This window comes from Amycolatopsis sp. NPDC049159 (assembly GCF_040648295.1).
Lineage (GTDB): Bacteria > Actinomycetota > Actinomycetes > Mycobacteriales > Pseudonocardiaceae > Amycolatopsis > Amycolatopsis pretoriensis_A.
Window position 1 is genome coordinate 21608 of the sequence record NZ_JBEZDL010000036.1, and the last position, 24964, is coordinate 46571.

Genomic DNA, 24964 nt, shown 5'->3' on the forward strand with positions numbered 1-24964 from the left:
CACTCCCCGCACCTCCCCCAGACCACGAGCAGCAAACCCCCGCCACTCAGCCGACCGGGCTGATCCCCCGCACCGCCAACGCCAACAAGCGATGCGCCCCGCCCACCGAACCGCAGGCAAGCAACCCACTCCCCGCACCTCCCCCAGACCACGAGCAGCAAACCCCCGCCACTCAACCGACCGGGCTGATCCCCCGCACCGCCAACGCCAACAAGCGATGCGCCTCGCCTGCCGGGTCGCGGTGGTTCTCCGTGGCCAGCACGATTCCGGTGACCAGTGCGATCAGGTCCGCGATCGTCACCTCCGGTCCGACCACCCCCGCCTCGGCCGCGCGCCGGACCAGGGGGGCGCCGGCCGCGGTCATCGTCGCCGAGCAGGCGTGGGCGTGCTCCGCCGCGGTGTCGTCGCGGACCAGCGCGGTCGCCAAGCCGCGGGCGGTCGCCGCGTAGGTCGTCAAGGCGGCGAGCCAGTCGAGCAGGGCGGCACGGGGATCGGCCGCTCCGGCCAGCTCGCGGGCCTGCGCGGCCAGTGCGTCGACCTGGCCGTGGAAGACCGCTTCCAGCAGCGCCCGCCGGCTCGGGAAGTGGCGGCGCACGGTCGCCGAGCCGACGCCGGCGGTGCGGGCGATCTGCTCCAGCGACGCGTCCGCGCCGTGCGCGGCGACCTCGGCCTCGGCGACTTCGAGGATGCGCGCGTAGTTGCGGCGGGCGTCGGACCGCGGCACGGACCACCTCCTGGACGTAAGTGGCGGGGGCCGCCACTTCACGGCTAGTGTAGCGACCAGGAAGTGGCGGGCCCCGCCACTTATCGCCGAAGGAGTTCCATGTCCCCCGTTCTGGTCACCGGCGCCACCGGCAAGCAAGGCGGCGCCACCGCCCGCGCCCTCCTGAAGGCCGGGATCCCCGTGCGGGCACTGGTCCGCGACCCCGCCCGCGCCCAGGCGATCCGCGAGCTCGGTGCCGAGCTCGTCGTCGGCGACCTCCACGACCCCGATTCCCTTCGCCCGGCCGTGAAAGGCGTGCGGGGCGTGTTTTCCGTGCAGATGCCGGACCTGGCCGACCTCGACGGCGATGCCGAGTGGGTCCAGGGCCGCAACCTCGTCGACGCCGCGCGCGAAGCGGGCGTGCCGCAGTTCGTGCACACGTCGGTGTCCGGGGCCGGACAGCACCGGTCCGTGCCCGGCTGGGCCGAGGGCCGCTGGACCTCGATGGAGCACTACCTCGAAACGAAGTCCGCGCTGCAGGACCGCGTCCGCGACGCCGGGTTCGAGCACTGGACGCTGCTCAAGCCGGGGTTCTTCATGGAGAACTTCCTGCCGCCGTCGTTCCTGCTGCCCCGCGGGCGGCTCGTGACGACCATCAAGCCCGGCACGGAACTCGCGCTGGTCGCGGTGGCCGACATCGGCGCCGCGGCCGCCGCGGCGTTCACCGATCCGGCGCGCTTCCACCGCGTCGAGCTGGAACTCGCGAGCGAACTCATGACCATGACCGACGTCGCCGCGATCCTGTCCCGCGCGCTGGGCGTCGAACTGACCGCGCCGGACATGACCGCCGAGGAAGCCGTGGCCGCCGGGGCGCCCGCGTTCGCCGTGCGGCACGAATGGCAGAACGAGGTCGGCCACCCCGCGCGGCCCGAGTTCGCCCGCGCCCTCGGCATCCCGCTGACGCGGTTCGCCGACTGGGCGGGGAAGCACCTGACAGCGCGATGATCACCCGGCTAGGGTCACCCCCATGGGTGAACTCAAGCGGATGCCGGCGACCACCGACGGCGGCAAGTGCATCTTCTGCGCCATCGCCACCGGCGGCGCCCCGGCGGCGTTCGTGCACGAGGACGACGACTTCGTCGCCGTCGTCGACCTGCGGCCGGTCACCACCGGGCACCTGCTCGTCCTGCCCCGCGCGCACCACGCGGACCTGGCCTCGCTGCCCGCCGAGACGGGCGGCCGCCTGTTCGCCGTCGCGCACACGCTGGCCGCGGCGCTGCGCCGGACCGATCTGCCGTGCGAGGGCATCAACCTCTTCCTGGCCGACGGCAAGGCCGCGGGCCAGGAAATCCCCCACGTCCACCTGCACGTGATCCCCCGCCACGCCGGCGACGGGTTCGTCATGGACGCCGACTGGCGGGTGCGGACCCGCGAGGAGCTGACCGAGGTCGCGGCCAAGGTCAAGGCCGCGCTTTAGGCCTTGTGCAGCTTGTCCGGGTGGTGCACGGCGGTCTTCCCGGTCTTTTCGCTCTTCACCAGGTACTGCGGCTCGTCCGGCGACGCCTTCACGTCCCGCTTGCCGGCGTGCGTGTCCTCGGTGATCTTCTCCTCGACCGTCCCGACCGAACTCTGGTTGCCCGCGTCCCACCGCACGCGGTCGCCCTTCTTGAAGTCCTCGCTCATCGGACACCTCCTGCCGCGGCGAGTACCCGCGATCTTGCCGGGTACCCGTCCGGAAGGGCGGAAGATCATCGCGATCCTCGAAACCAGGGAAGACGACCTCGACGGGGGCGACCTCACCGAGACGCGCAAGGTCGTCGGTTGCGTGCACCGGCACCTGGCGGCATTCGCTCATGAACTGGGGGCACGATCCGCTGAAGCGCTGAACTCCTTCAGCACCAAGGCGTTCGCCGCCTCGCGGATCGGGCGGGCCATCTGCTCCAGCACCCGGTTGCGGCCCGGCAGATAGGGTATCAGCTTGATCATCCGGGTGTTGATCCACGCGAACGCCCGCGACTGCGGGATGATCCCCCGCAGCGCCGACTTCGCCAGTGCCTGGTTCTTCTCGATGAACGGCCGCATTTCCGCCTCGTAGCGGGACAACGCCGAAGTGAAGTCGTCCGAGGCAGCCAGCTCGCCCGCCAAGACGTACGCGCCGGCCAGCGCCAAGCTCGTGCCCTGGCCCGAAGCCGGGGACGCGCAGTAGCCCGCGTCGCCGAGCAGTGTCACCCGGCCGGTGGACAGGCGGTCCATGACGATCTGGCACACCGGGTCGAAGTAGAAGTCTCCCGCCTCGCGCATCGCTTCGAGCAGCGGCGAAACCTCCCAGCCCAGACCCTCGAACTGGCCGGCCACCAGGTCCTTCTGGGCCTCGACGTCGCGCCGGTCGTAGGTCAGCGGCGGGGCGCTGAACCAGAACGCCGCCTTGGCGTCGTCGGCGCGGGCCGTGCTGTAGACGTTGACCATCTTGCCCGGGGCCGCCGAGTGCAGCAGCTCCCAGCGGTCCAGCTCGAACGTGTTGGGCACCGTCGAGATCGAGATGTAGGCGTCGAACCGGCGCAGGAAGTCCTCCTCCGGGCCGAACGCGAGCGCGCGGACGCCGGAGTGCAGGCCGTCGGCGCCGACCACCAGGTCGAACTTCCGCGGGGCGCCGTGGGCGAACGTCACCTCGACGCCGTCGGGGCGCTGGTCGAGCCCGGTGATCCAGTCGCCGAAGACGTACTCGGTGTGCTCGCGGGTCGCGTCGTAGAGGATCTTCGCCAGGTCGCCGCGGAGGATCTCCGTGTCGTCGCCGTGGCGGAAGCCGAACGTGTCGGCGTCGAGGGTGGCGATCTGCTTGCCGCGCTTGTCCACGAACGCCGCGCCCCGCATGTCGGTGCTCGCCGCGTGCACCTCGTCCAGCAGCCCCATCCGGCGGACGACGTCGACGGCGACGCCGCGGATGTCGACCTTGTAGCCACCTTCGCGCAGGCTCGGGGCCCGCTCGACGACCGTGGCGCGGAAGCCGTGGCGGTGCAGCCAGAAGGCGAGGGCGGGGCCGGCGACGCTGGCGCCGGAGATCAGGATGTTCTTCGTCATGCCCCGCAGCTTGGGCGCGGCCGCTCACCGTTCACGAACCGAGCGCGAACCGCCGCTGACCGAGCTCGTGGATGGCCTGGTCAGGGGGCATTTCCCGGCCGCGGCCGAAGGCCTTGGCGTAGGCATCGCCGCCGATCCGCGCCCGGACGCGGGCCGCGACACCCTCGACGTCGGCGTCCCCGGCGACCGGCGCGCCGCGCAGCCCGACCGCCACGCCGAGCAGGAACGCCGCACGCTCGTCCTGTTCGCGCCCGGCGAGCACCCCGGCCAGCCCTTCGATCGCCTGGGCCGCGCCGGGCAGGTTCGCGTGCTCGAGCGCGGTCGCGAGCGCCTCCTGGTGCAGTTCGGTCGCCAGGTCGAGGTCGCCGTCGGCCGCCGCGGTCCAGCCGAAGCCGGTGTGGAGCCGGATGCGCGTCTCGCCGCCGGTCACCGGGCCGGTCGTCAGGCCGAGCGCCGCGGTGTACCAGCGGCGGGCCGCGGCCAGGTCACCCGCGCGGCGCGCGACTTCGCCCAGCCCGCCGCGCGCCCGGGCGAGGGTCAGGGGTGTGCCGCGCGCCTGCTCGGCGGCGGCTTCGTAGTCGGCCTTGGCGGCTTCGGCGTCGCCCGCGCGCAGCACGCCGTCGGCGCGGCGGCAGAGCAGGTCGGCCGCGTCTTCGAAGGCACCGAGCTCGCCGGCCAGCCGGACGGACTCGTCCATCAGCTCGCGGAACCGGGCGTGGTCGCCGCGCCAGTCCGCGAACTCGGCGAGCTTCTCCAGCGCGCTCGCCGCGCCCCAGCGGTCGCCGAGCGCCCGGAACCCGGTCAGCGACGCGGAAAAGTGCGCCTCGGCGTCGGCGACCCGGCCACCGTACTGCGCGCCGAGGCCGTCGCCGATCCGCGCGAACGCCCGCGACCAGGGGTCCGGGCCGATCAGCGCGGCGAGCCGTTCGCCCTCCTTCGCCTTGGGGCGCGCGGAAAAGGCCCACAACAGGAAGAGGTACGGGTGCCGCAGCGGCCCGTCCAGCTGTTGCACGATCGGCTCGATCCCGGTGTCGGTGCCGGAGGCGTGGATGAGGCAGAGGACGTACTCCTCGGCGAGCCCCGGCGGCGGTTCGGGGCCGACGGCGGCGAGCACGGCGTCCGCGAACGGCGCCGCCTCGCTGCGCAGGCCGCGCAGCCACCAGTACCAGGACAGCGCCGCGATCAGCCGCAGGGCGAGTTCCGGGGCCGCGGCCGCACTCCAGCGCAGGGCCGCGTGCAGCTCGGCGTGCTCGGCGGTCAGCCGCTCCAACGCGGCCAGCTGGTCGGCGCCGCGCAGCTGCGGTTCGGCCGCGCGGGCGAGGTCGAGGAAGTACGCGGCGTGCGCGGCCCGCACGTCTTCCCCCTGCTCGGCGCAGAAGGCGCGGATGGTCTCCAGCATCCGGTAGCGGCCGCCGCCGAACTCGACGAAGGACTTCTCGACGAGGCCGGCGAGCACGTCGTCGGCGTCCGGGACGGCGCAGACCCGTTCCACGGCGTCCCGCCGCGCACCACCGGCGAACACCGAGAACCGGCCGGCGAGCCGCTGTTCGCCCGGGTCGAGCAGGTCCCAGCTCCACTCGACGACACCTCGCAGAGTCCGGTGCCGCGGCTCGGCGGTCCGTTCGCCGCGCGAGAGCAGGCCGAACCGGTCACCGAGCCGGGCCGCGACGTCGGCGGCGGTCAACGTCCGGAGCCGGGCGGCGGCGAGTTCGATCGCCAGCGGCAGGCCGTCGAGGGCGGCGCAGATCCGCGTCACGGCGTCGCTGTCGGGGGCTTCGCCGGGAGCGACGGCCGCGGCCCGCTCGGTGAACAGCCGCGCGGCGGCGACGGCGGGCAGGGCGCCGACCGGGACCAGCGTCTCGCCGGTCAGGCCCAGCGCTTCGCGGCTGGTGGCCAGCACGCGCACGCCGGGAGCGGCCCCGAGCAGCCGCCGGACCAGCCGCGCGGCATCGGCGACGACGTGTTCGCAGTTGTCGAGGACGAGCAGCAGCGACCGGTCGGCGAGCCCGGCGGTCAGGCGGTCGGCGGGATCCGCGGGCGCACCCGGCGCCAGGACACCCTGTTCACGCAGCCCCAGCGCGACGAGGACAGCGGGTGCGACCTCGGTCGTCGTGGCCAATTCGACGAAGCAGACATCGCCGGCTTCGCGGGTCGCGGCTTCGACGGCGAGCCTCGTCTTGCCCGCCCCGCCGGGCCCGGTGAGCGTGACGAGCCGTGCCGAACCGAGCGCCGCGCGGAGCCGGTCGAGCTCGCCGCGGCCGACGAACCCGGTGAGCGGCACCGGAACCCGGCGCGCGGGCGTCCCGCGCAGGACGGCCGTGTGCGCGTCGGCGAGCTCGGGTGACGGGTCGGCGCCCAGTTCGTCGGCGAGGCGCTCGCGGACTTCGGCGAACGCGGAGAGCGCTTCGGCGGACCGGCCGCTGCCGTGCAGGGCACGCACGAGCTGGGCGGCGAGCCGTTCACGCAGCGGGTGTTCGCGGACGAGTTCCCGGAGTTCGGCGACGAGCCCGTCGTGTTGCCCGAGCGCGAGCGCCGCGTCGACGCGGTCCTCGGTCGCGGCCAGCCGCAGCTCGGCGAGCCGGGCCGCGCGCGGCGCGTCGGCGAGCCCGTCGAGCGCGGGACCCCGCCAGAGCGCCAGCGCCTCGGTGAAGAGCGCGAGTTTCGCTTCCGGCCCGGCGGTTTCCCGCGCCTGCGCGGTGAGCCGCTCGAAGCGGTGCAGGTCGACGTCCTGCGGGTCGACGGCGAGCCGGTACCCGGCGGGGGTGAACTCGACGAGCCCGTCCGGCGCGCCGCCGTCCTTGAGGCGCTTGCGCAGCCGCGAGACCTGGGACTGCAGCGCCTCGGCGGCCCCCTCGGGCGGGTGGTCGCCGTGCAGGCCGTCGATCAGCCGTTCGGCACCGACGATCCGTCCGGCGTCGAGCGCGAGCAGGGCGAGCAGGCCGCGCAACTGCGGCCCGCCGAGCGCGACGGGTGTCCCATCGGGACGGTGGGCTTCGACCGGCCCGAGGATGGCGAACTGCACACCGCCGATTCTGGCCCACGCACGACCCGCGCGGCGAGGGGCGCGCGGACGTTCACCGCAGGCCGCGGAAGAACGCGCGGATGTCGGCCACCAGCAGCTCCGGCTCCTCCAGCGCGGCGAAGTGGCCACCCGTGGCGAACTCCGACCAGTGCGCGATCTTCTCCTCCGGGTCCATGATCCGCCGGACCACCGGCGAGGCGTCGAACACCGCCCAGCCCGCCGGGACGGCCGACGGCGTCAGCCAGCCGTGCCCGGAATGCGCGGCCTCGTAGAGGAACCGGGCCGCGGTCGCGCCGCCGCGGGTGAACCAGTAGAGGCTCACGTTCGTCAGGAGCCGGTCGCGGTCGACGCCGTCGCCGGTCCACGCCTGGAACTTCTCCGCGATCCAGGCCAGCTGCCCGACCGGGGAGTCGGTGAGCGCGGCGGCGATCGTCTCCGGTTTGTGCGACTGCAGGTCCAGGTAACCGCGGCCGGCTTTCCACGCCTCGCGGGCGGTGTCCAATTCGGACTGTTCGGCCGCGGACAGGTTTTCCGGCACCGGAAGCTGCTCCCCCGCCAGCGCGATCGTCCCGCGGTCGCTGTTGACGTGGGTGCCGATGACGCGCTCCGGGTACAGCGAGGCGAGCCGCCCGGTGATGCCCGCGCCGATGTCGCCGCCCTGCGCGGCGAAGCGGTCGTAGCCGAGCCGCGTCATCAGCTCCGCGAACGCGTCCGTCGTGCGGGCCGGCTCCCAGCCGGGTCCGCTCAGCGGCGTCGAAAACCCGAACCCGGGCAACGACGGGACGACGACGTGGAAGGCGTCCGGGCCCGCCTCGGCCAGCGGGCCGACGACGTCGAGGAACTCGGCGACCGAGCTGGGGTAGCCGTGGGTGAGCAGCAGCGGGACGGCGTCGGCGCGCGGCGACCGGACGTGCAGGAAGTGGATGGTCTGCCCGTCGATCTCGGTCGTGAACTGCGGGAACGCGTTCAGCGCCGCCTCCTGCGCGCGCCAGTCGAAGCCGTCCCGCCAGTACTCGGCCAGCTCCCGGACGACCGCGGTGGGGATGCCGCGGGACCAGTCCGGCTCGTCGCCGGGCACCGGGTCGGCGAACCGCGCGTCGGTGAGGCGCCGGTGCAGGCCGGCCAGCTCGGCCTGCGGGATCTCGATGCGGAAGGAGCGGATTTCGTTCGTCATGCCCAGGACGCTACGAACCATTGCGGAAGACTTCCTTCCGCGATTCATGGGAGGCTCGGGAAATGTTGCAGACCTCCGCCCGCCTGCTCCGGCTGCTCTCGCTGCTCGAAACGCGGCGCGACTGGACCGGCGCGGACCTCGCCGAGCGGCTCGGCATCACCGCGCGCACCGTCCGCACCGACGTGGGCAAGCTGCGCGAGCTCGGCTACCCGGTCGAGGCCGCTCCCGGCGTCCAGGGCGGGTACCGGCTCGGCGCCGGCGCGCAACTCCCGCCGCTGCTGCTGGACGACGACGAAGCGGTCGCCGTCGCGGTCGGCCTCCGCACCGCGACCGGTGTGGCCGGCATCGCCGAGACGTCGGTGCGCGCCCTCGCCAAGCTGGAGCAGGTCCTGCCGTCCCGGCTGCGGCACCGCGTCCAGGCCTTGCAGGCGGCGACGGTCTCGGTGCCCGGCGTGGGCCCGGCCGTCGACGCCGACGTGCTGACCGCGATCTCGGCGGCCATCCGGGCGAGCGAGCGGCTGCGCTTCGACTACACGAGCCACCTGCGCGAGCCGAGCCGCCGCGACGTCGAGCCGCACCGGCTGGTCAGCTGGGGACGGCGCTGGTACCTGGTCGCCTGGGACACCACCCGCGACGACTGGCGCACGTTCCGCGTCGACCGCATGACGCCGAAGGTGCCGAACGGGCCGCGCTTCACCCCGCGCGAGCCGCCCGAGGGCGACGTGGCGCGGTTCGTCCAGCACAGCGTGGGCGCGGCGACGTGGCGCTTCCACGCCCGGGTCCGGCTGCACGCACCGGCCGGCCACGTGCGCGCCCGGCTGCCGATCGCGGTCGACGTGACGCCGGAGGGCCCGGACCGCTGCGTCGCCGAGGTCGGCTCCGACAACGCGCAGATGCTCGGGCTGTACCTGGGCCTGCTCGAAGTGGACTTCGAGGTGCTGGACGCCCCGGAACTCGCCGCGGAACTGGCGAAGACGGGCGAGCGGTTCCTGCGGGCCGCTAACGCAGGGAGTCCGCCAGCTCCTGGATGAGCACGAACTGCTCCCGGACGCCGACCTCCATGCCCGACTGGTGGATCAAGTCCCGCAGTTCCTTGCTGCCGGTCACGGTCAGCAGGCTCAGCAGCGTGCGGTCGCCCTCGAGCGCGGTGAAGGTGACGGTGTTGAGCGGCCCGTCCACCGCGTCGAGGGGCACGCCCGGCAGCTCGAACACCTCGGTGTAGACGAGTCGCTCGCCGGGCACGATCTCGCGGTATTCGCCGTGGAAGCCGACTTCAGTGCCCTCGTCGGTCTTCAGGACGTACCGCCAGCGGCCGCCGGGGCGCAGGTCCAGCTCGACTTCGGCGGTGGTCCCCCGCTGCCCGCTCCACCACCGCCGCACCAGCTCGGGCGTGGTCCACACGCGGTAGACGAGGTGCTTGGGCGCGTCGAACTCGCGCGTGATGAGGATCTGGTCGTCGGCCGGGAGGGTGATCTCCACGTCAGTGCTCCTGTTCCTTGAGTTCTTCGAGGACGTCGTCGATCAGGTCGAACCGCTCGGACCAGGTCCGCTCGTACTGCCGGACCCAGTCGTGGATCGGCTTGAGCGCGGGCCCGTTGAGCCGGTAGAGCCGCTGGCGGCCGTCGCCGCGCACGTCCACCGCACCCACCTCCCGCAGCACCCGGAGGTGCTTCGACACCTGCGGCTGGGCCAGGCCCAGCAGGTCCACGAGGTCGCCGACCGACCGCTCACCGCCCCGCAGGACGTCGAGGATCTGCCGCCGCCGGGGTTCGGCGACCGCGTTGAAGGTGTCGGTCGTCGTCGCTGCTCGGGCCACGCGAGTCATCATATGCCGATATGGGTATGCGTCAAGCCTCGGCCACCACCCGGCCGCGGCGGCCGGGCCGACGTTGACTCCCGGCCGCGCTCGGGTACCCCGGTGCGAACGGAAAGGAGTACGTGGTGGTCAGTGCCCAGGCGAAGATCAAGATGGCGCTCCTGCGGGCGTCGGGCCAGAAACGGTTCTACGACAACGCGTCGGCGCTGCACCACCGCCTGCCCCGGCACCAGAAGAAGTCGATGGCCCGGCCGCCGCGCCGGGTCCGGCGGCGGTGCTCGGTGGAGCAGCACGAGGTGAACGGCTTCCCCTGCTTCACCTTCCGGCCGCGCGGTGGTGCCCCGAGCGACCTGCACGTCCTGCACCTGCACGGCGGCGGGTACGTCGAGCAGGTCGAGAAGCGCCACTGGCGGTACGCCGCCGACCTGGTGCGCGGCTCGGCTGCGCGGTGACGCTGCCGGTGTACCCGCTGGTGCGGCACCACGACCACACGGCGACGATCCCGGTGGTGCAAGCGGCCTACGACGGCATCGAGGCCGAGCGCGTCGTGGTCTCCGGCGACTCCGCGGGCGGGGCACTCGCCCTGGCGATCGCCCAGGACCTGCGCACGGCCGGGCGGCCGCAGCCCGAACGGCTGGTCCTGTACTCGCCGTGGCTGGAAGTGCTGCTGGAAGACCCGGTCTCGGTGCTGCTCGACGAGACCGACCCGATGCTCGGTATCGCCGGGCTGCGAGAGGCGGGCCTGGTGTATGCGGAGGGCGGCGACCCGCGCGATCCGCGGATCAGCCCGATCCACCCCGACCTCAGTGGCCTCCCGCCGATCACGCTGTTCATCGGGACGCGGGACGTCCTGCTGCCGGACTGCCGCCGGTTCCGGTCCCGGGCGCGGGAAGCCGGGACGGAGCTGGACTACCGCGAGTACCCCGGCATGTTCCACAACTGGCTGATGCAGGCCATCCCGGAAGGCGTCGAAGCGATGAACCACGTGGAGCGGCTTCTGCGCCGCCGGCCGGTCAGCGCCCGTTCCGCGCCAGGTCGCGGAAGCAGTCCCACGCCCGGCTGACCAAGGCCGGGTGGGTACGCAGGTCGATCGCCGTGCGGGCCAGCGCCGCCGCCGAGGCGAGCATCGCCGCCCGGCCGCGGGGGCTCGCCGCCGCGGCCGCGAACTCCGGGGTGTGGTCCGAGTTCTCCTCCGCCGTGATCGCGACGAACGGGTGGATCGCCGGGACGCGCACGCTCACGTTGCCGACGTCCGACGAGCCCAGGTACACGCCCGGGGCCGGCGGGGTCGCGTGGATCCCGCACGCCGCCAGGTGCTCGGTGAACCGCTCCGACAGCACCGGGTTGTCGCGGAAGTGCGCGTAGCCGCGGCCGGCGCGTTCGACGTCCACCTTCGCGCCCGTCGCCAGCGCCGCGCCCTGCGCACCCGCCGTCACGTCGTCGACCAGGCGGTCCAGCGCGTCGGTCGTCAGCGCCCGGAGGCCGAAGCGCCCCTCGGCCCGGTCCGGGACGATGTTCGTCGCCTCGCCGCCGTGCGTGATGATGCCCTGGATGTGCGAGCCCGCGGGCAGGCGCTGGCGCAACGCGGACATCGCGCCGAACGCCTGGATCAGCGCGGCCAGGGCGTCGACGCCCGCCTCCGGGTCGCCGGTCGGGTGCGCGGCGCGGCCGTGGAAGGTCACCTTCAGCTCCACCTGCGCGGTCAGCGGGGCCCACGACCACGAGTGGACGCCGGGGTGGACCATCAGCGCCGCGTCGACGTCGTCGAAGACACCGGCTTCGGCCAGCGCGACCTTGCCACCGCCGCGTTCTTCGGCGGGGCAGCCCACCACGAGCAGCGAACCCGGGCTGTCCGCGAGGACGTCCTTCGCCGCCAGCGCGGCGCCGAGCCCGGCCGCGGCGATGAGGTTGTGCCCGCAGGCGTGCCCGAGGCCGGGCAGCGCGTCGTACTCGAGCAGCAGCGCGACGCACGGCCGCCCGCTGCCGGCCCGCGCGGTGAACGCCGTCGGCAGCCCCGCGGTCCCCGTCTCCACCGCGAAGCCGTCGCCGGCCAGCTCCCGCGTCAGGCGTTCTGCGGCGGCGTGCTCCTCATAGGACAGTTCGGGGTGCTCGTGCAGCGCGGTGGCGACCGCCCACAGCCGTTCCCCCAGCCCCTCGACCCGCTCGTCCGCCCGCTCGTGCAGCTCCTCGTGCCACTCCATGCCCACCGGAATACCCTTACCACGCCCGGTCGACACCAGAGGGTGTTTCGCCCGGCGGATCGCGGTTACCCGCCCGCGATGGACCACAGCCGAGCTCCGGTGCTCGACGCGCTGCGCGCCTACCACCACGCGGGGTACGTCCCGTTCAACGCCCCCGGCCACAAGCAGGGACGGGGCATCGACCCGCGGGTGCCGGCCGTCGTCGGCGCCGACGTGTTCAAGTCCGACGTCATCGCGCTCAACGGCCTCGACGACCGGCTGATGCGCCAGAGCGTCCTGGCCGACGCGCAGGCGCTGATGGCCGACGCGGTCGGCGCCGAGCACACGTTCTTCTCGACGTGCGGCAGCTCCCTTTCGGTGAAGAGCGCGATGCTCGCCGTCGCCGGACCACAGGGCTGGGGCTGAGCCACCCGCCGGGCGTGCGGGAGTTCGCCGAAGCGTACGAGCGCGACCCCGAGGTCAAGGGTGCGCTGATGGTGACCCGACCGACTACGGCACCTGCGGCGACATCCGCGCGGTCGCCGGTTTCTGCCACGAGCGCGGGATCCCGCTCGTGGTGGACGAGGCGTGGGGCGCGCACCTGCCCTTCCACGACGACCTGCCGCCGTGGGGGATGTTCGCGGGCGCCGACGTGTGCGTGACGAGCGTGCACAAGATGGGTGCCGCGGTCGAGCAGAGCTCGGTGTTCCACCTCCGCGGCGACCGCGTCGACCCGGCCGTGCTCAAGGCGCGTGAGGATCTCCTCGGCACGACCAGCGCCAGTTCCCTGGTGTACGCGGGCCTCGACGGCTGGCGGCGGCAGATGGCCGAGCAGGGCGAGCAGCTGCTCGCCGGGGCCCTCCGCCCGGTGACGTCGGTGCGCCGCCGGCTGGCCGAGCTGGGCCTCACCGTGCTGCACGACGAATTCCTCGGCCCGGACCTCGCCGACTCGGTCGACCCGCTGAAGGTCGTCCTCGACCTCGCCCCGCTCGGCATCAGCGGCTACCAGGCGGCGGACTGGCTCCGCGAGGAGCAGCGCGTGACCGTCGGCCTGTCCGACCATCGCCGGATCGTGGCCCAGTTCACCCACGCGGATGACGAGGAGACGGCGAGCACGCTCATCGAGGCGATCGGGGCGCTGCTCGAGTCTGCGCCCTCGTTCGAGAAGCCGCCGAAGGTGGACATCCCGTCACCTGAGGAGCTGGAGCTGGAAACGGCGATGCTGCCGCGCGACGCGTTCTTCGGGCCGGCCGAGCAGGTGCCCGTGGCCGAGGCGCCGGGCCGTGTCGCGGCGGAGATGATCACGCCGTACCCGCCTGGTGCGCCTGGGGTTCTGCCGGGCGAGGTGCTCACCAAGCCGGTCCTGGACTACCTCCGGAGCGGGTTGGGCGCGGGCATGGAGCTGCCCGACCCGGCCGACTCGACACTGGAGTCGGTCCGGGTCGTGGCTCGGAGCTAGGCCTTCGCGCTCTTCAGCTCCAACGGGTTCTTGGGCGCGGCGGACCGGGCGTCGATCATCCGCTGCCCCAGTTCCTGCAACCGCTTGCGCCCCATGGCCGAGCGGACCTCCGGGAACCACTCGTCCTCTTCCTCTTCGACGTGGTGGCGGACGTTTTCGGTCAGCACCGTGACCTTCGCGTCGAACGTCTCGTCCTTCGGGTCCATGCCGCGCAGCTCCGACAGCATCCACACCACGACGTGGTGCTCCTCCACGCTTTCCAGGACGTGGTCCTTCGTCTCCGGCACGGCTTCGCGCGCGGCCGGGTAGAAAATCTCCTCCTCGATGTACGCGTGGACCGTCAGCTCTTCGATGATCGAGTCGGCGATGCGGCGCTTCTCGCGGTACGCGTCCTCCCCCGCTTTTTCGAACTCCTTGAACAGCTTCTCCACGGTCTTGTGGTCGTTCTTGAGTAGCACGATCGCGTCGGTCGACATCGGTGTCCTCACGGTGTGGCCAGGTCGCGCAGGGCGACCTGGGAGTTTTCCAGTTCCTTCGTCATGAGCAGCGCGACGGTCCCGGCGTGCGCCAGCGCCCGCCCGACCTCGCCCACCGAGTCCCACGCCGCTTCGGTGTCGCCGCCGCCGTGGCGGACCACCTGGCCGGAGAGCAGACCGTCCTCCAGCCGTCCTTGCAGGGCGGGCAGGAGGTGGGTGAGGTCGTCGGCCAGCAGCCGCAGGGCGCCGAGGACGCGGTACAGCTCGGCCGGCGGGACGAGGTGGCCGTCGCCGACGCGGTGGGACAGCCGGCGCACGGTCGCGCCGGCGTCGGCGGCCAGCAGCGACGGCGGCACAGCGGCGCTGGAGTTCATGACCACCCGGATACCCTCCGTGCCGCCCGGAAAACGCCGTTTGCGCGATCGGCGCCACGGGTACTCGCCGGAACTCCCGACCCCCCAGGAGAACACCGGTGAACGAACCGACCGGCGAGGTGCTGACGTTCGGCGTCGAAGAGGAGTTCTTCGTCGTCGATCGCCGCGGTCAGCTGTCCCAGGCCGGCGACGACGTCGTCGACGCCGCCGAAGCGACCGCCGACGACCAAGGCGACCTGCAGCACGAATTGACGCGGTCGCAGGCCGAAGCCGCGACCGGCGTCTGCCGCACTCACGCCGAAGCCCTGCGCCAGCTGCGCGGCCTGCGCGCCGACCTCTCCGGCGCCGCACGACGGCGCGGCGTCCGGCTGCTGCCCGCCGGAGCGCCCCCACTGTCCGAAGCGGACTTGCCGACCATCACGCCGAACGCGCGCTACGAGCGGATGGCCGAGCACTTCGGTGCCACCGCGCGGACTTCGCTCACGTGCGGCTGCCACGTGCACGTCGCCATCCCGGACAAGGAAACCGGCGTCCAGGTGCTGAACGGGGTGCGCCCGTGGCTGCCGGCGCTGCTCACCATCACCGCGAACTCGGCGATCGCCGACGGCTACGACACCGGCTACAGCAGCTGGCGCTACCAGCAGTGGAGCCGCTGGCCCTCGGCCGGGCCGCCACCGCGGTTCGCCTCGCTCGACGAGTACGAAAGCATCGTGGACGCGTGGCTGCGCGCGGGTTCGATCCTCGACCGCGGGATGATCTACTGGGACGTCCGGCTGTCGGAGAAGCAGCCGACACTCGAATTCCGCATCGCCGACGTCGCCGCGACGCCCGAAGAAGCGGTGCTGCTGGCGGTGCTGGCCCGCGGCCTGGTCGCGACCGCGCTGGCCGGCGGCGTTCCCCCGGCGCCGTTGCCGAACGAGGTGCTGCGCGCCCAGCTCTGGCGGGCGTCGCGGGAGGGCGTCACCGGCTGCTGCCCGCACCCGGACAACGGAGATCTGGCTCCGGCGAAGAGCGTGCTCGACGACTTGGTGGCGCGAACGGCCCCGGCCCTGGAAGCGGCCGGCGACCTCGACTTCGCACGGGACGGCATCGCGCGCCTGGTCGCGGAAGGCGGCGGCGCCGATCGGCAGCGGCGCCGCTTCGCGGACCGGGAACGCGGAGAAGACGTGGTGGACCTGCTGGCCGAGGGCGGCCGCTAGACACGCGGCCGCTCACCCGGGCCGGCACGGCCGGACCGGGTCGGCGGCCGCTCACTCAGGTCGGCTGCACCAGGTTGGCGGCCGCCGACGTGCGGCCGCTCATGCAGATCGGCTGTACCAGGGCGGCTCGGCCAGACCCCGCGACCGCTCACTCAGATCGGCCACACCAGGCCGGCTCGGCCAGACCCCGCGACCGCTCACTCAGGTCGGCTGCACCAGGTTGGCGGGGCCCAGACCCGCAGTCACTCAATTGGGTCGGCGAGGCCGTGCCGGGTCGGCGGCCGCTCACTCAGGTTGGCTGCACCAGGTCGGCGACACCCGCTCCCGCAGCCGCTCACCCGGTTCGGCGCGGCCGGACCGGGTCGGCGGCCGCTAGCTCAAGATCGGCGGCACCGGGTCGGCCAGGCCCGCGGCCGCTCACTCAAATCGGCTGCACCAAGTCGGCGACACCCGGTCCCGCAGCCGCCCATCCAGGTCGAGCCGGAACCGGTCGTGGCTAACCCTGCAGGCGGTCGAGCAGTTCGAGCGCGCGGATCGCCGCGTGGGAGCGGCCGGGGTCGAAGACGAGGTGCACGCCGGCTTCGGCGGCTTGCTCCGCCGTCCGCACCAACGCGCGAAGCCCGGCGGCGCCGAGGAAGTGCACCTCACCCAGGTCGACGCGCAGCACCCCGGGGCACGCGCGGAGGTGCTCGTCGAGCGTGGCTTCCAGGCGGGACACAGTGCAGAGGTCGATGTCGCCCGCCACCTCCACGACGATCGCGTCGGGGGTGCGCCACCGGGTGCGGCCGGTGAGTCCGTCGGCGGGAGCGCGCGGCGATGGCAGCCGGTGCGCCGGCAGTTCGGTTCCCGCCGCGCGGTGCTGCTCGTCAATGGTCATTGTCCTGGATTACCCGTTGCCGGTTCGCGGCGAAACAAACCCCGGGTCCGGAGGCGTTTCCGCGCCCGGATCGGGTATCCAGGCCAGGCGTCGCCCGGAAGGAGCCCGCCATGGCCGACGGCCCGCCCACGATGGGCGTCGAAGAAGAGTTCCTGCTCGTCAACCCGCGCACCGGACACGCGTCGCCGTGCGCGGAACAGGTGCTGGCCCGCCACCGCCACCACGGCCCGCTGCCCGACGGGGCCCGGGTGCACCGCGAGCTGCGGCTCACCCAGATCGAGGCCGCCACCGGCGTCTGCACCACCGCGGACGAGCTGCGGTACCAGCTGACGGCCGCCCGGCGGGTGCTGGCCGGGGCTGCCGCGGCCGAAGACTGCGCGCTCCTGGCCACCGGGACCCCGATCGGGCCCGGCCCCGCCACGCCGCCGCCCGCGAGCGAGGGCCGCTACGCCGACATCGACGAAGCCTACGGTGCGGTGGTCGCCGACTACGAAGCCTGCGGGTGCCACGTCCACGTCGGGGTGCCCGATCCCGACACCGCGGTCGCGGTCGTCAACCACGTCGGCCGGTGGCTGCCCACGCTGCTCGCGCTCTCCGCCAACTCGCCGTTCGACCACGGGCGCGACACGGGTTACCACAGCTGGCGGGTGGTCCTGCAGTCCCGCTTCCCCGGCTTCGGCGTCGCGCCGCACGCGCGTGACCACGCCGAGTACCGCCGGACCGTCGGCACGCTCGTCGAGTGCGGGGCGCTCGTCGACCCGGACCAGACGTTCTGGCTGGCCCGCCCGTCCGGCCGGTTCCCGACCGTGGAGTTCCGGGTCGCCGACACCGCGCTGACCGTCGACCACGCCGTGCTGCAGGCCCTGCTGAGCCGCGCGCTGGTGCAGCGCGCGCTGGCCGACCTCGGCCGCGGGCGCGAAGCGGAACCGCTGTCGCCGCAGGTGGCCGCGGCCGCGGTGTGGGCCGCGGCGCGCCACGGTCTCACCGGGCAGCTCGTCGACGTCGCCGGCCGGACGCGCCGGCCCGCGTGGGCGCTGGTGGAGCAGCTGCTGGCGCACGTCCGGGAGCCCCTGGCCGAGAGCGGCGACCTGGCCGAGGTCCAAGCGCTCGTCGCGGTGCTGCGCGCCGACGGCACCGGGTCCGTGCGGCAACGCGCGGTGGCCGGACGCGGCGGTCCGGAGGTCGCGGTCGGGTGGCTCACCGCGCTGACCGTCCCGCCGGCGCTTGGAACGCTGCGCACGGGGTAGCCGGGAGCCATGACGACCACCACCACCGCGGCGGCCACCCTGCCATCCGCCCGCGGCCCGCTCTCCGAGTCGGTGCTGGGGACCCTGCTGCGCGAACAGCCGCGCGCGGACCTCGGCTTCGACGCGCTCGTGGCCGCCGACCCGCTCGGCGACGACGTCCAGCTGGCCCTGCACCTGTGCTACGAACTGCACTACCAGGGCCTGCCCGGGGTGTCGGCCGACTGGGAGTGGGACCCCGAGCTGCTGCGCCTGCGCGGCGCGCTGGAGGCCCGCTTCCTCGCCGCCCTGCGCGAAAACGTGCCGGGAGGCGAGGACGTCGCCGCCGAACTCGACGCCCTGCTGGTCGAGCCGGTCGACGCGGAAGGCGTTTCGCACTTCCTCCGCGACCACGGTGACTGGACGCAGGTGAAGGAGTACTTCGTCCACCGTTCGGTCTACCACCACAAGGAAGCCGACCCGCACGCGTGGGTGATCCCGCGCCTGCGCGGCCGGGCCAAGGCCGCCCTGGTGGCGGTGGAGTTCGACGAGTTCGGCGGCGGCCGCGCGGAACTGATGCACGCGCGGCTGTACACGGACCTGCTGCGCGCGGCCGGCCTCCCGGACGGCTACCTGGAGCTCATCGACCACGCCCCCGCCGCGATGCTGGCCGTGGTCAACATGATGTCGCTGTTCGGCTTGCACCGCTCGTTGCGCGGCGCGCTGTGCGGGCACTTCGCCGCGGCCGAGATCACCACCGGGCCGTCCGCGCACCGGATGGACCAGGCCCTGCGCCGCCTCGGCGCCCCGGAAGCGTGCCGCTTCTTCTACACCGAGCACATCGAAGCCGACGCGGTCCACGAACAGGTGATGCGCCACGACGTCCTCGGCGACCTGCTCGCCCAGGAACCCGAACTGGCCGCCGACGTCGTGTTCGGCATCCAGGCCACCGAGTTCCTCGAGGGCCGGTTCGGGGCGCACGTCCTGGAGTCCTGGCGGGCGGGGAAGTCTTCCCTGCTGGTCCCGCTGGCCTGACCGGCTTCAGTCCTTGCCGCGCACCCGTTTGCGGTGGCTGGTGTCGCAGAACGGGAACCGCTTGCTCCGGCGGCACGCGCACACCGCCACCACGAACCGGTCGGAGCGCACGGCTTCGCCGTCCGGGGTGGTCAGCTCGACCGGGCCCTCCACCAGCACCGGGCCGCCGGGGACCACCGTCACCCGGCGCGGGCGGTCAGCGGACGGCACGCAGCACCACCAGTTCCTCCGTCCGCTGGCCGGGTGCGATCAGGCCGGCCGCTTCGAGGAACTCCGTCCGTCCGGAAAGGACCGGCCCGAACGGGATCCGCGCACGCCGGTCCACCGACGTCCGCAAGCCCTGCGCGGCCAGCATTTCCCACGACTTGTCCACATCGGACAGTGCGGATTGGACGAGGAGCAACGTGCCACCGGGACGCAGGAGCGTGCCCGCCGCCGCGCACAGCGGGTCCAGGACCGCGCGCCCGTCCGGCCCGGCGTCCCAGCCGCGGGTGGCGCGGACCGTCGCGGCCGGAGCCGGGACGTACGGCGGGTTCGCGACCACGACGTCGAACGGGCCCCGGCTCAGCGCCGTCGCCAGGTCTCCCCGGCACGGGCGCACCGCGGCTTGGCGGACCAGCGCGTTGAGCCGGGCCGAAGCCAGCGCGCGGCGCGAAAGGTCCACGGCCAGCACGGTTCTCGCGCCGCGACGGGCCAGTGCGATCGCCTGCGCGCCGGTGCCGGTGCACAGGTCGAGGGCCCGTGCGCCGGGCGTGATGGCCAGGTCGGCGATCGCGGCCGCGAGCAGGGCGGTGTCCTCCTGCGGGCGGTAGACGCCGGGCAGGCGCAGCAATCGCGGCGCGGTGAGGACGGTCCGGGCGGCCAAGGGGCCCGGGCGGACGGGTTCCGCCGACGTGGTCATCTCGGTCTCCTTCGCTCGCCGCGGGCCCGGCGCGCTCGCCGGCGGACAACCGCGTCGCCCCCGGCTACCCGGCGAAGATCGCCGCAAACCGATCGGCCCCAGGCGGTTGGGGCGGGCCCGCGGGGGTATCCGGTCCGCAAAGGACCACGAAAGAGGAGACCCACGATGACGTCCGAGAACCGCACGCAGCACCCCACCGAGCCCGCCGGCGGACCCCGCGGCGACGACCCGCACGGGGACACGCCGGAAGCGCAGCGCGAAACCCTCCGTGGTGAGCAGGGAACGTCGGGCGGTGACGAGCACGACGACACCGACCCCCAGTCGGGCTGACCCGTGAACCGAAGGGGACTTCCCGCGCGCTGTGCGGGAAGTCCCCTTCTTCGCGCTTACTCGAACTCGAACGGCAGCGCGTCCACGCAGGCCTGGTACTTCTCGGCCATCTCGTGCTCGGTGTGCGCCGCGATGAACAGCTGCGCCAGTTCGAAGCTGTAGCTGTCCTGCTCCGGCAGGTCCGAAAGCCGCTGCCCCGCCTCGGGCACGATCGTGATCTGCGTGCCGTCGATGCGCTCCTCGACCGCCGCGACCTCCGCCGGCGTCGGCACGCGCGTCACGACGCCGTCGGAGAACCGGCGCAGGTACCACTTGCCGGCGATCTGGTACCTGCCCTTGGTGGCCCGGCGGCCCGGGTCCTGGCCGAGGCCGAGCCGCACCATGATCTCGTGGTTGGCGACGCCGTCGACGAACTCGAACAGCTCGGCGTGCGACTGGGAGTGCCGCGGGTTGATCTCGAGCAGCGCCACCTGGCCCGACTCGGGGTCGCAGAAGAATTCGATGCTGAAGGTGCCGTTGTCGAAGCCGAGCTGTCTCATCACGCGCTCGGCGACGTCCCGCATCCGCCGCACCGGCTCCTCGCCCAGCTGGGACGGGTACTGGTGGCGCAGGAACGACGAGCTGTCCGGGTAGTTGACCGAGTCGAGGGCGCCGTAGACGGTGACCTCGCCGCGGTACACGTACCCTTCGACGGCCGCCTGGACGCCGTGCAGCGCCTCTTCGGCCAGGCACGCCGCGCCGCCGACATCGGCGATCTCCGGCGGCAGCTGCACCTGGTCGAGCACGTAGCCGAACGGCTCCCCCACCCGCCCGACGCCGTCCCGGATCTCGGCGACCGCGTCGGCGAATTCGGCTTCGTTCTCCGCCTTGAAGGCCAGCTCCGAGGAGAACGACTTGACCGGCTTGAGCCACATCGGGAACCCGACACCCGCCGGCGGCGACGGGCGTTCGCCGTCGAGGTCGACGATGCCGAAGCCGGGCAGCTCGTCGATCACCTTCCGCTGTTCCAGGCGGCTCCAGTACTTGTGCTCGCACTTGAGCACCGCCTCCAGCGACACGCTGGGCAGGTCGTACCGGGCGCACAGGATCGGCACGAGGGTCGCCGCCGGGAAGTCCCAGTAGCTGACGATGGCGCCGACGTCGCCGTCGAAGGCGTCCAGTTCGTGTTGCGCGGTCTTCAGCAGCGCTTCGAAGTCGATGTCCCCGTGCTGCAGTTCCTCGGGGGTCAGCAGGCCGTGGAACTCGTAGCTCCCCGCCCACGGCAGGCGCTCCAGCACCCGCTGGTTCTCTTCGTCCAGGCCGATCACGAAGATGTTGATACCCATGCCTTTTGAGCTACCCGGCCCCGATTCCCCGAAACGGGGCCGGATGGCCGGTTTGACCGCCGCGCCAGCGGGCACCCGCACGCATGACTGCCCTGCCCGAACCGCTTTCGCTGTGGGTCGAGACCGCGCCCGCCCCCGACCGCACCGGCGTCCCGGTGCCGGAATCCGCCGACGTGGCGGTGCTCGGCGCGGGCATCGCCGGCCTCACGACGGCGCTGCTGCTCGCGCGGGCGGGCCGCTCGGTCGTCGTGCTGGAAGCCCACCGCGTCGCCGCCGGGGTTTCCGGCCACACCACGGCGAAGGTGAGCGCGCAGCACGGCGCGAAGTACGCGGACCTGAAGTCCCGCCACGGCGCCGGAGCCGCGCGGACCTACGCCGCGGCCCAGACGGCGGCCACCGAGTGGATCGCCGCCACGTCGGCCGAACTCGGGATCGACTGCGGGTTCACCCGCGCCGACAGCTACGTCTACACCACGCGCGGGAAGACCGTGGACTCGCTGAAGCGGGAAGCCGACGCGGCCGACGCGGCCGGGCTGCCGGCGTCGTTCACCGAGGACGTCGCGCTCGACGTGCCCGCGCTCGGCGCCGTCCGCACCACCGGGCAGGCGCACTTCCACCCGCGCCGCTGGCTGCTCGGGCTGGCCGCCGAGGTCGAGCGGGCCGGCGGCACCGTCGTCGAGAACGCCCGCGCGACCGCGGTGCACGGGCAGACCGTCCGGACCTCGCGCGGCGACGTCGCGGCGGGCGAAGTCGTCGTCGCCACCCACTACCCCGTGCTCGACCGCGGTCTCTACTTCGCCCGGCTCGAACCGGTGCGCGACCTCGTCGTCGCGGGCCCGGCGGCCGGGAACGCCCCGCCGGCGGGCATGTTCCTCGACGCCGACACGCACCACTCCGTGCGCGGCCACACCGAGCAGGGCACGCCGATGGTGATCGCGGGCGGCGAGCACTACCGCGTGGGCGCGCACGTCCACGTCGAACGCCGGTACCAGCGGCTGGCGGCCTGGGCGGACGAGCACGCCGGCCTGCACCGCGTGACCCACCGGTGGTCCGCGCACGATCTGTCCACTGTGGACCTGCTGCCGTACGTCGGGCGCTACCTGCCGGGGACGAAGAACCTGTGGGTGGCCACCGGGTTCGGCCAGTGGGGCATGACCGGCGGTACGGCGGCCGGGCACGTGCTGGCCGCGCGGATCCTCGGCGAGGAGCACCCGGCCGCGGACCTGTTCGACCCCAACCGCTTCGACCCGCGTTCGGCGCTCAGCCTCGCCCAGGACAACCTCACGGTGGCGAAGTACCTGGTCGGCGACCACGTGGCGGCGCTGTGGCGGTCGGAGAAGCTCGACGACCTCCGGCCCGGCGAGGCCGAAGTCGTGCGCGTGGGCGGCGAGCTCATCGCCGCTCACCGCGACGAAGCCGGCCGGCTGCACACCGTCGGCGCGCACTGCACCCACCTCGGCTGCCTGGTTTCCTTCAACGACGCGGAACGGACGTGGGACTGCCCCTGCCACGGCTCCCGCTTCGGCGTCGACGGCGAAGTCGTGCAAGGCCCCGCGGTCCGTCCGCTGCGGCGCGGGCCCGACTGAGCGGGACCCCGGCTAACCGGAGGCGAGCTTCTTGCCCGCGTCGTACAGCAGGTGCAGGGCATCGGCGACGCCGACGGCGGTCAGCACCGTCGCCACCAGCCGGGTCGGCCGCGGCGCCACGACCAGGCCGGCGGCCAAGCCGGTGCCGATCCACACGTCCAGGCAGAACGGGCACGAGACGAGCTCGCCCACGGCGTGTCCGGCGTGGCCCTTCGCCGGCACGGACTCGTTCAGCTCGTCTTCGCCCGCCGGCTCTTCGTACTTCGTGAACGGCGCGCGCAGCGGGCTGGTGATCGCCGCCTTGGCGAGCATGCGGCTGGCCTTGAACGTCGCCGTGCCCAGCAGGACCGTGTCACCGGCGCCGAAACGGCGGGGCAGGCGCGCACCGGTGACGCGGCCGAGCACGGCCAGGGTGCCGGCGAAGACACCGAAGACACCCATCGCGCCGAGGTAGCCGGCCAGCGGCCGGTCGGCCTCCCCGGCGTAATCGCGCTGAACCTGCTTCGCCTTCGCCACCGCGGCGTCTTTCACGGCACTCATCCCTCCGCCGATCCGGGCCGCATCATCTTGCCCTGCTGCTTGGCTTCGACTTCGTCCGGCAGCACCCGGGAGGCCGCGGACTGAAGCTTGTTCTTCGCCGCACCGGGCACGACCTTGCCCTCGCCTGCCCTCAGGGCTTCGAACCCCGCTTCGGCGATCTCGTGGCCGCGGCCGACGCCCGCGTTGACGGCCGGTGCCTCGACCGGGCGGCCGGCCACGTGCCGGACGAGTTCTCCGACCCCGGCCGCGTCGGCGAGGTCGGTCCGGACCGCCTCGACCCGGGCGCCGCAGGCGCGGACCTCGTCGGCGGCCGCGGACGACTCGGCATCCTCGGCGGCGAGCAGAAGGTCGGAATCGTGCCGGGCCGACTGCTTCGCCGGCTCGAGCCCGATCTCGTCGGACGCGCCGGTGACGACGGCCCATGGCTTGGTTGCGGTGGTCATCCCCGCTCCTTCCGGTGCTTTCGCGGTGCGTACCCACCCCGCTGGCCGGCAATCGTGGTTTCGCGGTACACCGGGCGGGTACTTCGCGGCGATGGGACGTACCCGACTCCGGCGCAGCGATCTGCGCGGCCCCGGCATCCGGCGGATCCGCCGCGGCCGGGGGTTCTCCTACGCGCACCCCGACGGTTCACCGGTCACCGACGGGGAGCTGCTGGCGCGGATCAAGGACCTCGTCATCCCGCCGGCCTGGCGGGACGTGTGGATCTGCCCGCACCCGAACGGGCACGTCCAGGCGGTCGGCACCGACGACGCCGGGCGGCGCCAGTACCTCTACCACGACCAGTGGCGGCGTGACCGGGACGAGGAGAAGCACGACCGCGTCCTGGCGATGGCCCGGCGGCTGCCCGGGTGGCGGGAGTCGGTGGAGGCCGACCTGGCCGGGCGCGGCCTGACCAGGAAGCGGGTCCTGGCGGCGGCGCTGCGCATGCTCGACCGGGGGATCTTCCGCACCGGCGGCGAGGAGTACGCGGAGGAGAACGGCACCCACGGCGTCGCGACGCTGCTGCGGGCGCACGCGGCCGTCCGCGGCGACGAATGCCGCTTCTGCTACGTCGCCAAGGGCGGTCTCGACCGCGAGGTGGCGATCCGCGACGCGGCGCTGGCCTCGGTGGTGAAGTCGCTTCTCCGCAGCCGGTCCGGGAGCGACCGGCTGCTCGCCTACCGCGAGGGCGGCACCTGGCACGAGGTGCACGCGGCCGACATCAACGAGCGGTTCAAGGAGCTGGCCGGCCACGACTGCTCGGCCAAGGACCTGCGCACGTGGACGGCGACGGTCCTGGCGGCGGCCGCGTTCGCCGCGGCCGACCCGCCGACGTCCGAGACCGCCCGCAAACGCGCGGAGGCCGGGGTGATGCGGGAGGTCTCCCGGGCTCTCGGCAACACGCCCGCGGTCTGCCGGGCGTCCTATGTGGACCCCCGGCTGGTGGCGGCGTACCGCGACGAGCGCACCATCGCACCGGCGTTGAAGCGGGCGGCCCGGCTGGAGGGTGACGACGCGCGCGCGGTGCTGGAGAAGGCGTGCGCGCGGCTGCTCAAAGCATCGTGAGATTGGAAGTCACTCTTACGGGGAAAACGATCAGGGTGCGGACGTCCGGTGAGCGCCAGGAGGCACGGTGAGTGAACGGCAATCCATCCGAACGTGTACTGGCCCGCGGACACGCCCG

At 73.4% G+C, this 24964-nt stretch carries 28 protein-coding genes and 1 pseudogene; 13 read left to right on the plus strand and 16 right to left on the minus strand.

The genetic code is table 11. From position 1 onward, the window contains the following. Positions 1-172: 172 nt before the first annotated feature. The gene (locus AB0B33_RS42945; RefSeq protein WP_360782878.1) at positions 173-724 is read right to left on the minus strand and encodes a helix-turn-helix domain-containing protein; all 552 of its coding nucleotides are present in this window, start codon (positions 722-724) and stop codon (positions 173-175) included. Between the two features lie 99 nt (positions 725-823). On the opposite strand from AB0B33_RS42945, the gene AB0B33_RS42950 reads away from it, so the two are divergent. Further along, complete coding sequence (locus AB0B33_RS42950; RefSeq protein WP_360782881.1) at positions 824-1708, plus strand: NmrA family NAD(P)-binding protein; 885 nt, start codon at positions 824-826, stop codon at positions 1706-1708. 22 nt (positions 1709-1730) lie between these two features. Continuing rightward, entirely contained in the window at positions 1731-2180 is a 450-nt protein-coding gene (locus tag AB0B33_RS42955; protein ID WP_360782884.1) for an HIT family protein, read from the plus strand. On the opposite strand, the gene AB0B33_RS42960 is transcribed toward AB0B33_RS42955, so the two are convergent. Next, positions 2177-2386, minus strand: a complete 210-nt coding sequence (locus tag AB0B33_RS42960; RefSeq protein ID WP_247024022.1) for a DUF2945 domain-containing protein — start codon at positions 2384-2386, stop codon at positions 2177-2179. The two genes, AB0B33_RS42955 and AB0B33_RS42960, sit on opposite strands and share 4 nt — an antisense overlap. On the opposite strand from AB0B33_RS42960, the gene AB0B33_RS42965 reads away from it, so the two are divergent. After that, positions 2301-2672: a DUF3140 domain-containing protein gene (locus tag AB0B33_RS42965; RefSeq protein ID WP_360782887.1), complete on the plus strand. Its 372-nt coding sequence runs from the start codon at positions 2301-2303 to the stop codon at positions 2670-2672. The two genes, AB0B33_RS42960 and AB0B33_RS42965, sit on opposite strands and share 86 nt — an antisense overlap. Here AB0B33_RS42965 and AB0B33_RS42970 read toward each other — a convergent pair. The 3 genes from AB0B33_RS42970 to AB0B33_RS42980 are packed head-to-tail and all read right to left on the minus strand — an operon-like array spanning position 2555 to position 7977. Further along, positions 2555-3781: an FAD-dependent monooxygenase gene (locus AB0B33_RS42970; RefSeq protein ID WP_360782890.1), complete on the minus strand. Its 1227-nt coding sequence runs from the start codon at positions 3779-3781 to the stop codon at positions 2555-2557. The genes AB0B33_RS42965 and AB0B33_RS42970 overlap by 118 nt on opposite strands. 31 nt (positions 3782-3812) lie before the next feature. Continuing rightward, positions 3813-6803 (minus strand): BTAD domain-containing putative transcriptional regulator, encoded by a 2991-nt coding sequence (locus tag AB0B33_RS42975; protein ID WP_360782892.1) that lies wholly within the window; start codon positions 6801-6803, stop codon positions 3813-3815. A 52-nt stretch (positions 6804-6855) separates the two neighbouring features. Beyond that, entirely contained in the window at positions 6856-7977 is a 1122-nt protein-coding gene (locus AB0B33_RS42980; protein ID WP_360782895.1) for an epoxide hydrolase family protein, read from the minus strand. A 62-nt stretch (positions 7978-8039) separates the two neighbouring features. Here AB0B33_RS42980 and AB0B33_RS42985 point away from each other — a divergent pair, with 62 nt between their 5' ends. Further along, on the plus strand, positions 8040-9008 hold the full coding sequence (locus tag AB0B33_RS42985) for a YafY family protein (protein ID WP_360782898.1): 969 nt from the start codon (positions 8040-8042) through the stop codon (positions 9006-9008). Here the strand turns inward: AB0B33_RS42985 and AB0B33_RS42990 are convergent. Continuing rightward, positions 8977-9456, minus strand: a complete 480-nt coding sequence (locus AB0B33_RS42990; RefSeq protein ID WP_360782900.1) for an SRPBCC family protein — start codon at positions 9454-9456, stop codon at positions 8977-8979. The two genes, AB0B33_RS42985 and AB0B33_RS42990, sit on opposite strands and share 32 nt — an antisense overlap. Before the next feature lies 1 nt (position 9457). Beyond that, positions 9458-9793, minus strand: coding sequence for a metalloregulator ArsR/SmtB family transcription factor (locus tag AB0B33_RS42995; protein WP_247024028.1), 336 nt, complete (start codon positions 9791-9793; stop codon positions 9458-9460). Positions 9794-9918: 125 nt separating this feature from the next. Here AB0B33_RS42995 and AB0B33_RS43000 point away from each other — a divergent pair, with 125 nt between their 5' ends. After that, the gene (locus tag AB0B33_RS43000; RefSeq protein WP_360782905.1) at positions 9919-10245 is read left to right on the plus strand and encodes a hypothetical protein; all 327 of its coding nucleotides are present in this window, start codon (positions 9919-9921) and stop codon (positions 10243-10245) included. Further along, on the plus strand, positions 10242-10856 hold the full coding sequence (locus AB0B33_RS43005; RefSeq protein WP_360782908.1) for an alpha/beta hydrolase: 615 nt from the start codon (positions 10242-10244) through the stop codon (positions 10854-10856). Before AB0B33_RS43000 ends, AB0B33_RS43005 begins: the two co-directional genes overlap by 4 nt. Here AB0B33_RS43005 and AB0B33_RS43010 read toward each other — a convergent pair. Continuing rightward, entirely contained in the window at positions 10807-11994 is a 1188-nt protein-coding gene (locus AB0B33_RS43010) for an amidohydrolase (protein WP_360782911.1), read from the minus strand. The two genes, AB0B33_RS43005 and AB0B33_RS43010, sit on opposite strands and share 50 nt — an antisense overlap. A gap of 78 nt (positions 11995-12072) precedes the next feature. Here AB0B33_RS43010 and AB0B33_RS43015 point away from each other — a divergent pair. Next, positions 12073-13432 (plus strand): annotated as a pseudogene (locus tag AB0B33_RS43015) (ornithine decarboxylase). On the opposite strand, the gene AB0B33_RS43020 reads toward AB0B33_RS43015, so the two are convergent. Together AB0B33_RS43020 and AB0B33_RS43025 are read right to left on the minus strand one after the other, a co-directional pair. Then, the gene (locus AB0B33_RS43020; protein WP_360782914.1) at positions 13429-13908 is read right to left on the minus strand and encodes a hemerythrin domain-containing protein; all 480 of its coding nucleotides are present in this window, start codon (positions 13906-13908) and stop codon (positions 13429-13431) included. The pseudogene AB0B33_RS43015 and the gene AB0B33_RS43020 sit on opposite strands and share 4 nt — an antisense overlap. 8 nt (positions 13909-13916) lie before the next feature. After that, positions 13917-14282, minus strand: a complete 366-nt coding sequence (locus tag AB0B33_RS43025) for a hypothetical protein (RefSeq protein WP_360782917.1) — start codon at positions 14280-14282, stop codon at positions 13917-13919. Between the two features lie 98 nt (positions 14283-14380). On the opposite strand from AB0B33_RS43025, the gene AB0B33_RS43030 reads away from it, so the two are divergent. Continuing rightward, positions 14381-15481 (plus strand): glutamate--cysteine ligase, encoded by a 1101-nt coding sequence (locus AB0B33_RS43030; protein WP_360782920.1) that lies wholly within the window; start codon positions 14381-14383, stop codon positions 15479-15481. A 496-nt stretch (positions 15482-15977) separates the two neighbouring features. Here the strand turns inward: AB0B33_RS43030 and AB0B33_RS43035 are convergent, their stop codons facing one another. After that, on the minus strand, positions 15978-16358 hold the full coding sequence (locus tag AB0B33_RS43035; protein WP_360782923.1) for an STAS domain-containing protein: 381 nt from the start codon (positions 16356-16358) through the stop codon (positions 15978-15980). 110 nt (positions 16359-16468) lie between these two features. Between AB0B33_RS43035 and AB0B33_RS43040 the strand changes: the two genes are divergently transcribed. After that, positions 16469-17605 (plus strand): glutamate--cysteine ligase, encoded by a 1137-nt coding sequence (locus tag AB0B33_RS43040; RefSeq protein ID WP_360782926.1) that lies wholly within the window; start codon positions 16469-16471, stop codon positions 17603-17605. A gap of 9 nt (positions 17606-17614) precedes the next feature. Continuing rightward, positions 17615-18616, plus strand: coding sequence for an iron-containing redox enzyme family protein (locus AB0B33_RS43045; RefSeq protein WP_360782929.1), 1002 nt, complete (start codon positions 17615-17617; stop codon positions 18614-18616). 6 nt (positions 18617-18622) lie between these two features. Here AB0B33_RS43045 and AB0B33_RS43050 read toward each other — a convergent pair whose 3' ends face one another. Next, complete coding sequence (locus tag AB0B33_RS43050; RefSeq protein WP_360782931.1) at positions 18623-18826, minus strand: CDGSH iron-sulfur domain-containing protein; 204 nt, start codon at positions 18824-18826, stop codon at positions 18623-18625. After that, positions 18813-19517 (minus strand): HemK2/MTQ2 family protein methyltransferase, encoded by a 705-nt coding sequence (locus AB0B33_RS43055; RefSeq protein ID WP_360782934.1) that lies wholly within the window; start codon positions 19515-19517, stop codon positions 18813-18815. Before AB0B33_RS43055 ends, AB0B33_RS43050 begins: the two co-directional genes overlap by 14 nt. 165 nt (positions 19518-19682) lie before the next feature. Between AB0B33_RS43055 and AB0B33_RS43060 the strand changes: the two genes are divergently transcribed. Beyond that, positions 19683-19847 carry a hypothetical protein gene (locus AB0B33_RS43060; RefSeq protein ID WP_247024038.1) on the plus strand — a complete coding sequence of 55 codons (165 nt, stop codon included), beginning with the start codon at positions 19683-19685 and terminating at the stop codon, positions 19845-19847. Positions 19848-19903: 56 nt separating this feature from the next. On the opposite strand, the gene AB0B33_RS43065 is transcribed toward AB0B33_RS43060, so the two are convergent. After that, positions 19904-21172, minus strand: coding sequence for an ATP-grasp domain-containing protein (locus AB0B33_RS43065; RefSeq protein WP_360782937.1), 1269 nt, complete (start codon positions 21170-21172; stop codon positions 19904-19906). Between the two features lie 83 nt (positions 21173-21255). Here AB0B33_RS43065 and AB0B33_RS43070 point away from each other — a divergent pair, with 83 nt between their 5' ends. After that, a complete protein-coding gene (locus AB0B33_RS43070; protein WP_360782940.1) occupies positions 21256-22758 on the plus strand; it encodes an FAD-dependent oxidoreductase in 1503 nt (500 codons plus the stop codon). A 12-nt stretch (positions 22759-22770) separates the two neighbouring features. Here AB0B33_RS43070 and AB0B33_RS43075 read toward each other — a convergent pair whose 3' ends face one another. Together AB0B33_RS43075 and AB0B33_RS43080 are read right to left on the minus strand one after the other, a co-directional pair. Continuing rightward, positions 22771-23298 (minus strand): DUF1360 domain-containing protein, encoded by a 528-nt coding sequence (locus AB0B33_RS43075; RefSeq protein ID WP_360782943.1) that lies wholly within the window; start codon positions 23296-23298, stop codon positions 22771-22773. Beyond that, positions 23295-23741: an SDR family NAD(P)-dependent oxidoreductase gene (locus tag AB0B33_RS43080; protein ID WP_360782946.1), complete on the minus strand. Its 447-nt coding sequence runs from the start codon at positions 23739-23741 to the stop codon at positions 23295-23297. The genes AB0B33_RS43075 and AB0B33_RS43080 overlap by 4 nt, the downstream gene beginning before the upstream one ends. Positions 23742-23832: 91 nt before the next feature. On the opposite strand from AB0B33_RS43080, the gene AB0B33_RS43085 reads away from it, so the two are divergent. Then, positions 23833-24846, plus strand: coding sequence for a DNA topoisomerase IB (locus AB0B33_RS43085; RefSeq protein ID WP_360782949.1), 1014 nt, complete (start codon positions 23833-23835; stop codon positions 24844-24846). Positions 24847-24964 lie beyond the last annotated feature (118 nt).

Bases quoted from the DNA above. Each gene is read 5' to 3' on its own strand.
- AB0B33_RS42950 (WP_360782881.1), top strand. From the start codon at position 824: ATGTCCCCCGTTCTGGTCACCGGCGCCACCGGCAAGCAAGGCGGCGCC.
- AB0B33_RS42955 (WP_360782884.1), top strand. From the start codon at position 1,731: ATGGGTGAACTCAAGCGGATGCCGGCGACCACCGACGGCGGCAAGTGC.
- AB0B33_RS42960 (WP_247024022.1), bottom strand. From the start codon at position 2,386: ATGAGCGAGGACTTCAAGAAGGGCGACCGCGTGCGGTGGGACGCGGGC.
- AB0B33_RS42970 (WP_360782890.1), bottom strand. From the start codon at position 3,781: ATGACGAAGAACATCCTGATCTCCGGCGCCAGCGTCGCCGGCCCCGCC.
- AB0B33_RS42980 (WP_360782895.1), bottom strand. From the start codon at position 7,977: ATGACGAACGAAATCCGCTCCTTCCGCATCGAGATCCCGCAGGCCGAG.
- AB0B33_RS42985 (WP_360782898.1), top strand. From the start codon at position 8,040: ATGTTGCAGACCTCCGCCCGCCTGCTCCGGCTGCTCTCGCTGCTCGAA.
- AB0B33_RS43010 (WP_360782911.1), bottom strand. From the start codon at position 11,994: ATGGAGTGGCACGAGGAGCTGCACGAGCGGGCGGACGAGCGGGTCGAG.
- AB0B33_RS43020 (WP_360782914.1), bottom strand. From the start codon at position 13,908: ATGTCGACCGACGCGATCGTGCTACTCAAGAACGACCACAAGACCGTG.
- AB0B33_RS43025 (WP_360782917.1), bottom strand. From the start codon at position 14,282: ATGAACTCCAGCGCCGCTGTGCCGCCGTCGCTGCTGGCCGCCGACGCC.
- AB0B33_RS43035 (WP_360782923.1), bottom strand. From the start codon at position 16,358: ATGACCATTGACGAGCAGCACCGCGCGGCGGGAACCGAACTGCCGGCG.
- AB0B33_RS43040 (WP_360782926.1), top strand. From the start codon at position 16,469: ATGGCCGACGGCCCGCCCACGATGGGCGTCGAAGAAGAGTTCCTGCTC.
- AB0B33_RS43045 (WP_360782929.1), top strand. From the start codon at position 17,615: ATGACGACCACCACCACCGCGGCGGCCACCCTGCCATCCGCCCGCGGC.
- AB0B33_RS43055 (WP_360782934.1), bottom strand. From the start codon at position 19,517: ATGACCACGTCGGCGGAACCCGTCCGCCCGGGCCCCTTGGCCGCCCGG.
- AB0B33_RS43060 (WP_247024038.1), top strand. From the start codon at position 19,683: ATGACGTCCGAGAACCGCACGCAGCACCCCACCGAGCCCGCCGGCGGA.
- AB0B33_RS43065 (WP_360782937.1), bottom strand. From the start codon at position 21,172: ATGGGTATCAACATCTTCGTGATCGGCCTGGACGAAGAGAACCAGCGG.
- AB0B33_RS43070 (WP_360782940.1), top strand. From the start codon at position 21,256: ATGACTGCCCTGCCCGAACCGCTTTCGCTGTGGGTCGAGACCGCGCCC.
- AB0B33_RS43075 (WP_360782943.1), bottom strand. From the start codon at position 23,298: ATGAGTGCCGTGAAAGACGCCGCGGTGGCGAAGGCGAAGCAGGTTCAG.
- AB0B33_RS43080 (WP_360782946.1), bottom strand. From the start codon at position 23,741: ATGACCACCGCAACCAAGCCATGGGCCGTCGTCACCGGCGCGTCCGAC.
- AB0B33_RS43085 (WP_360782949.1), top strand. From the start codon at position 23,833: ATGGGACGTACCCGACTCCGGCGCAGCGATCTGCGCGGCCCCGGCATC.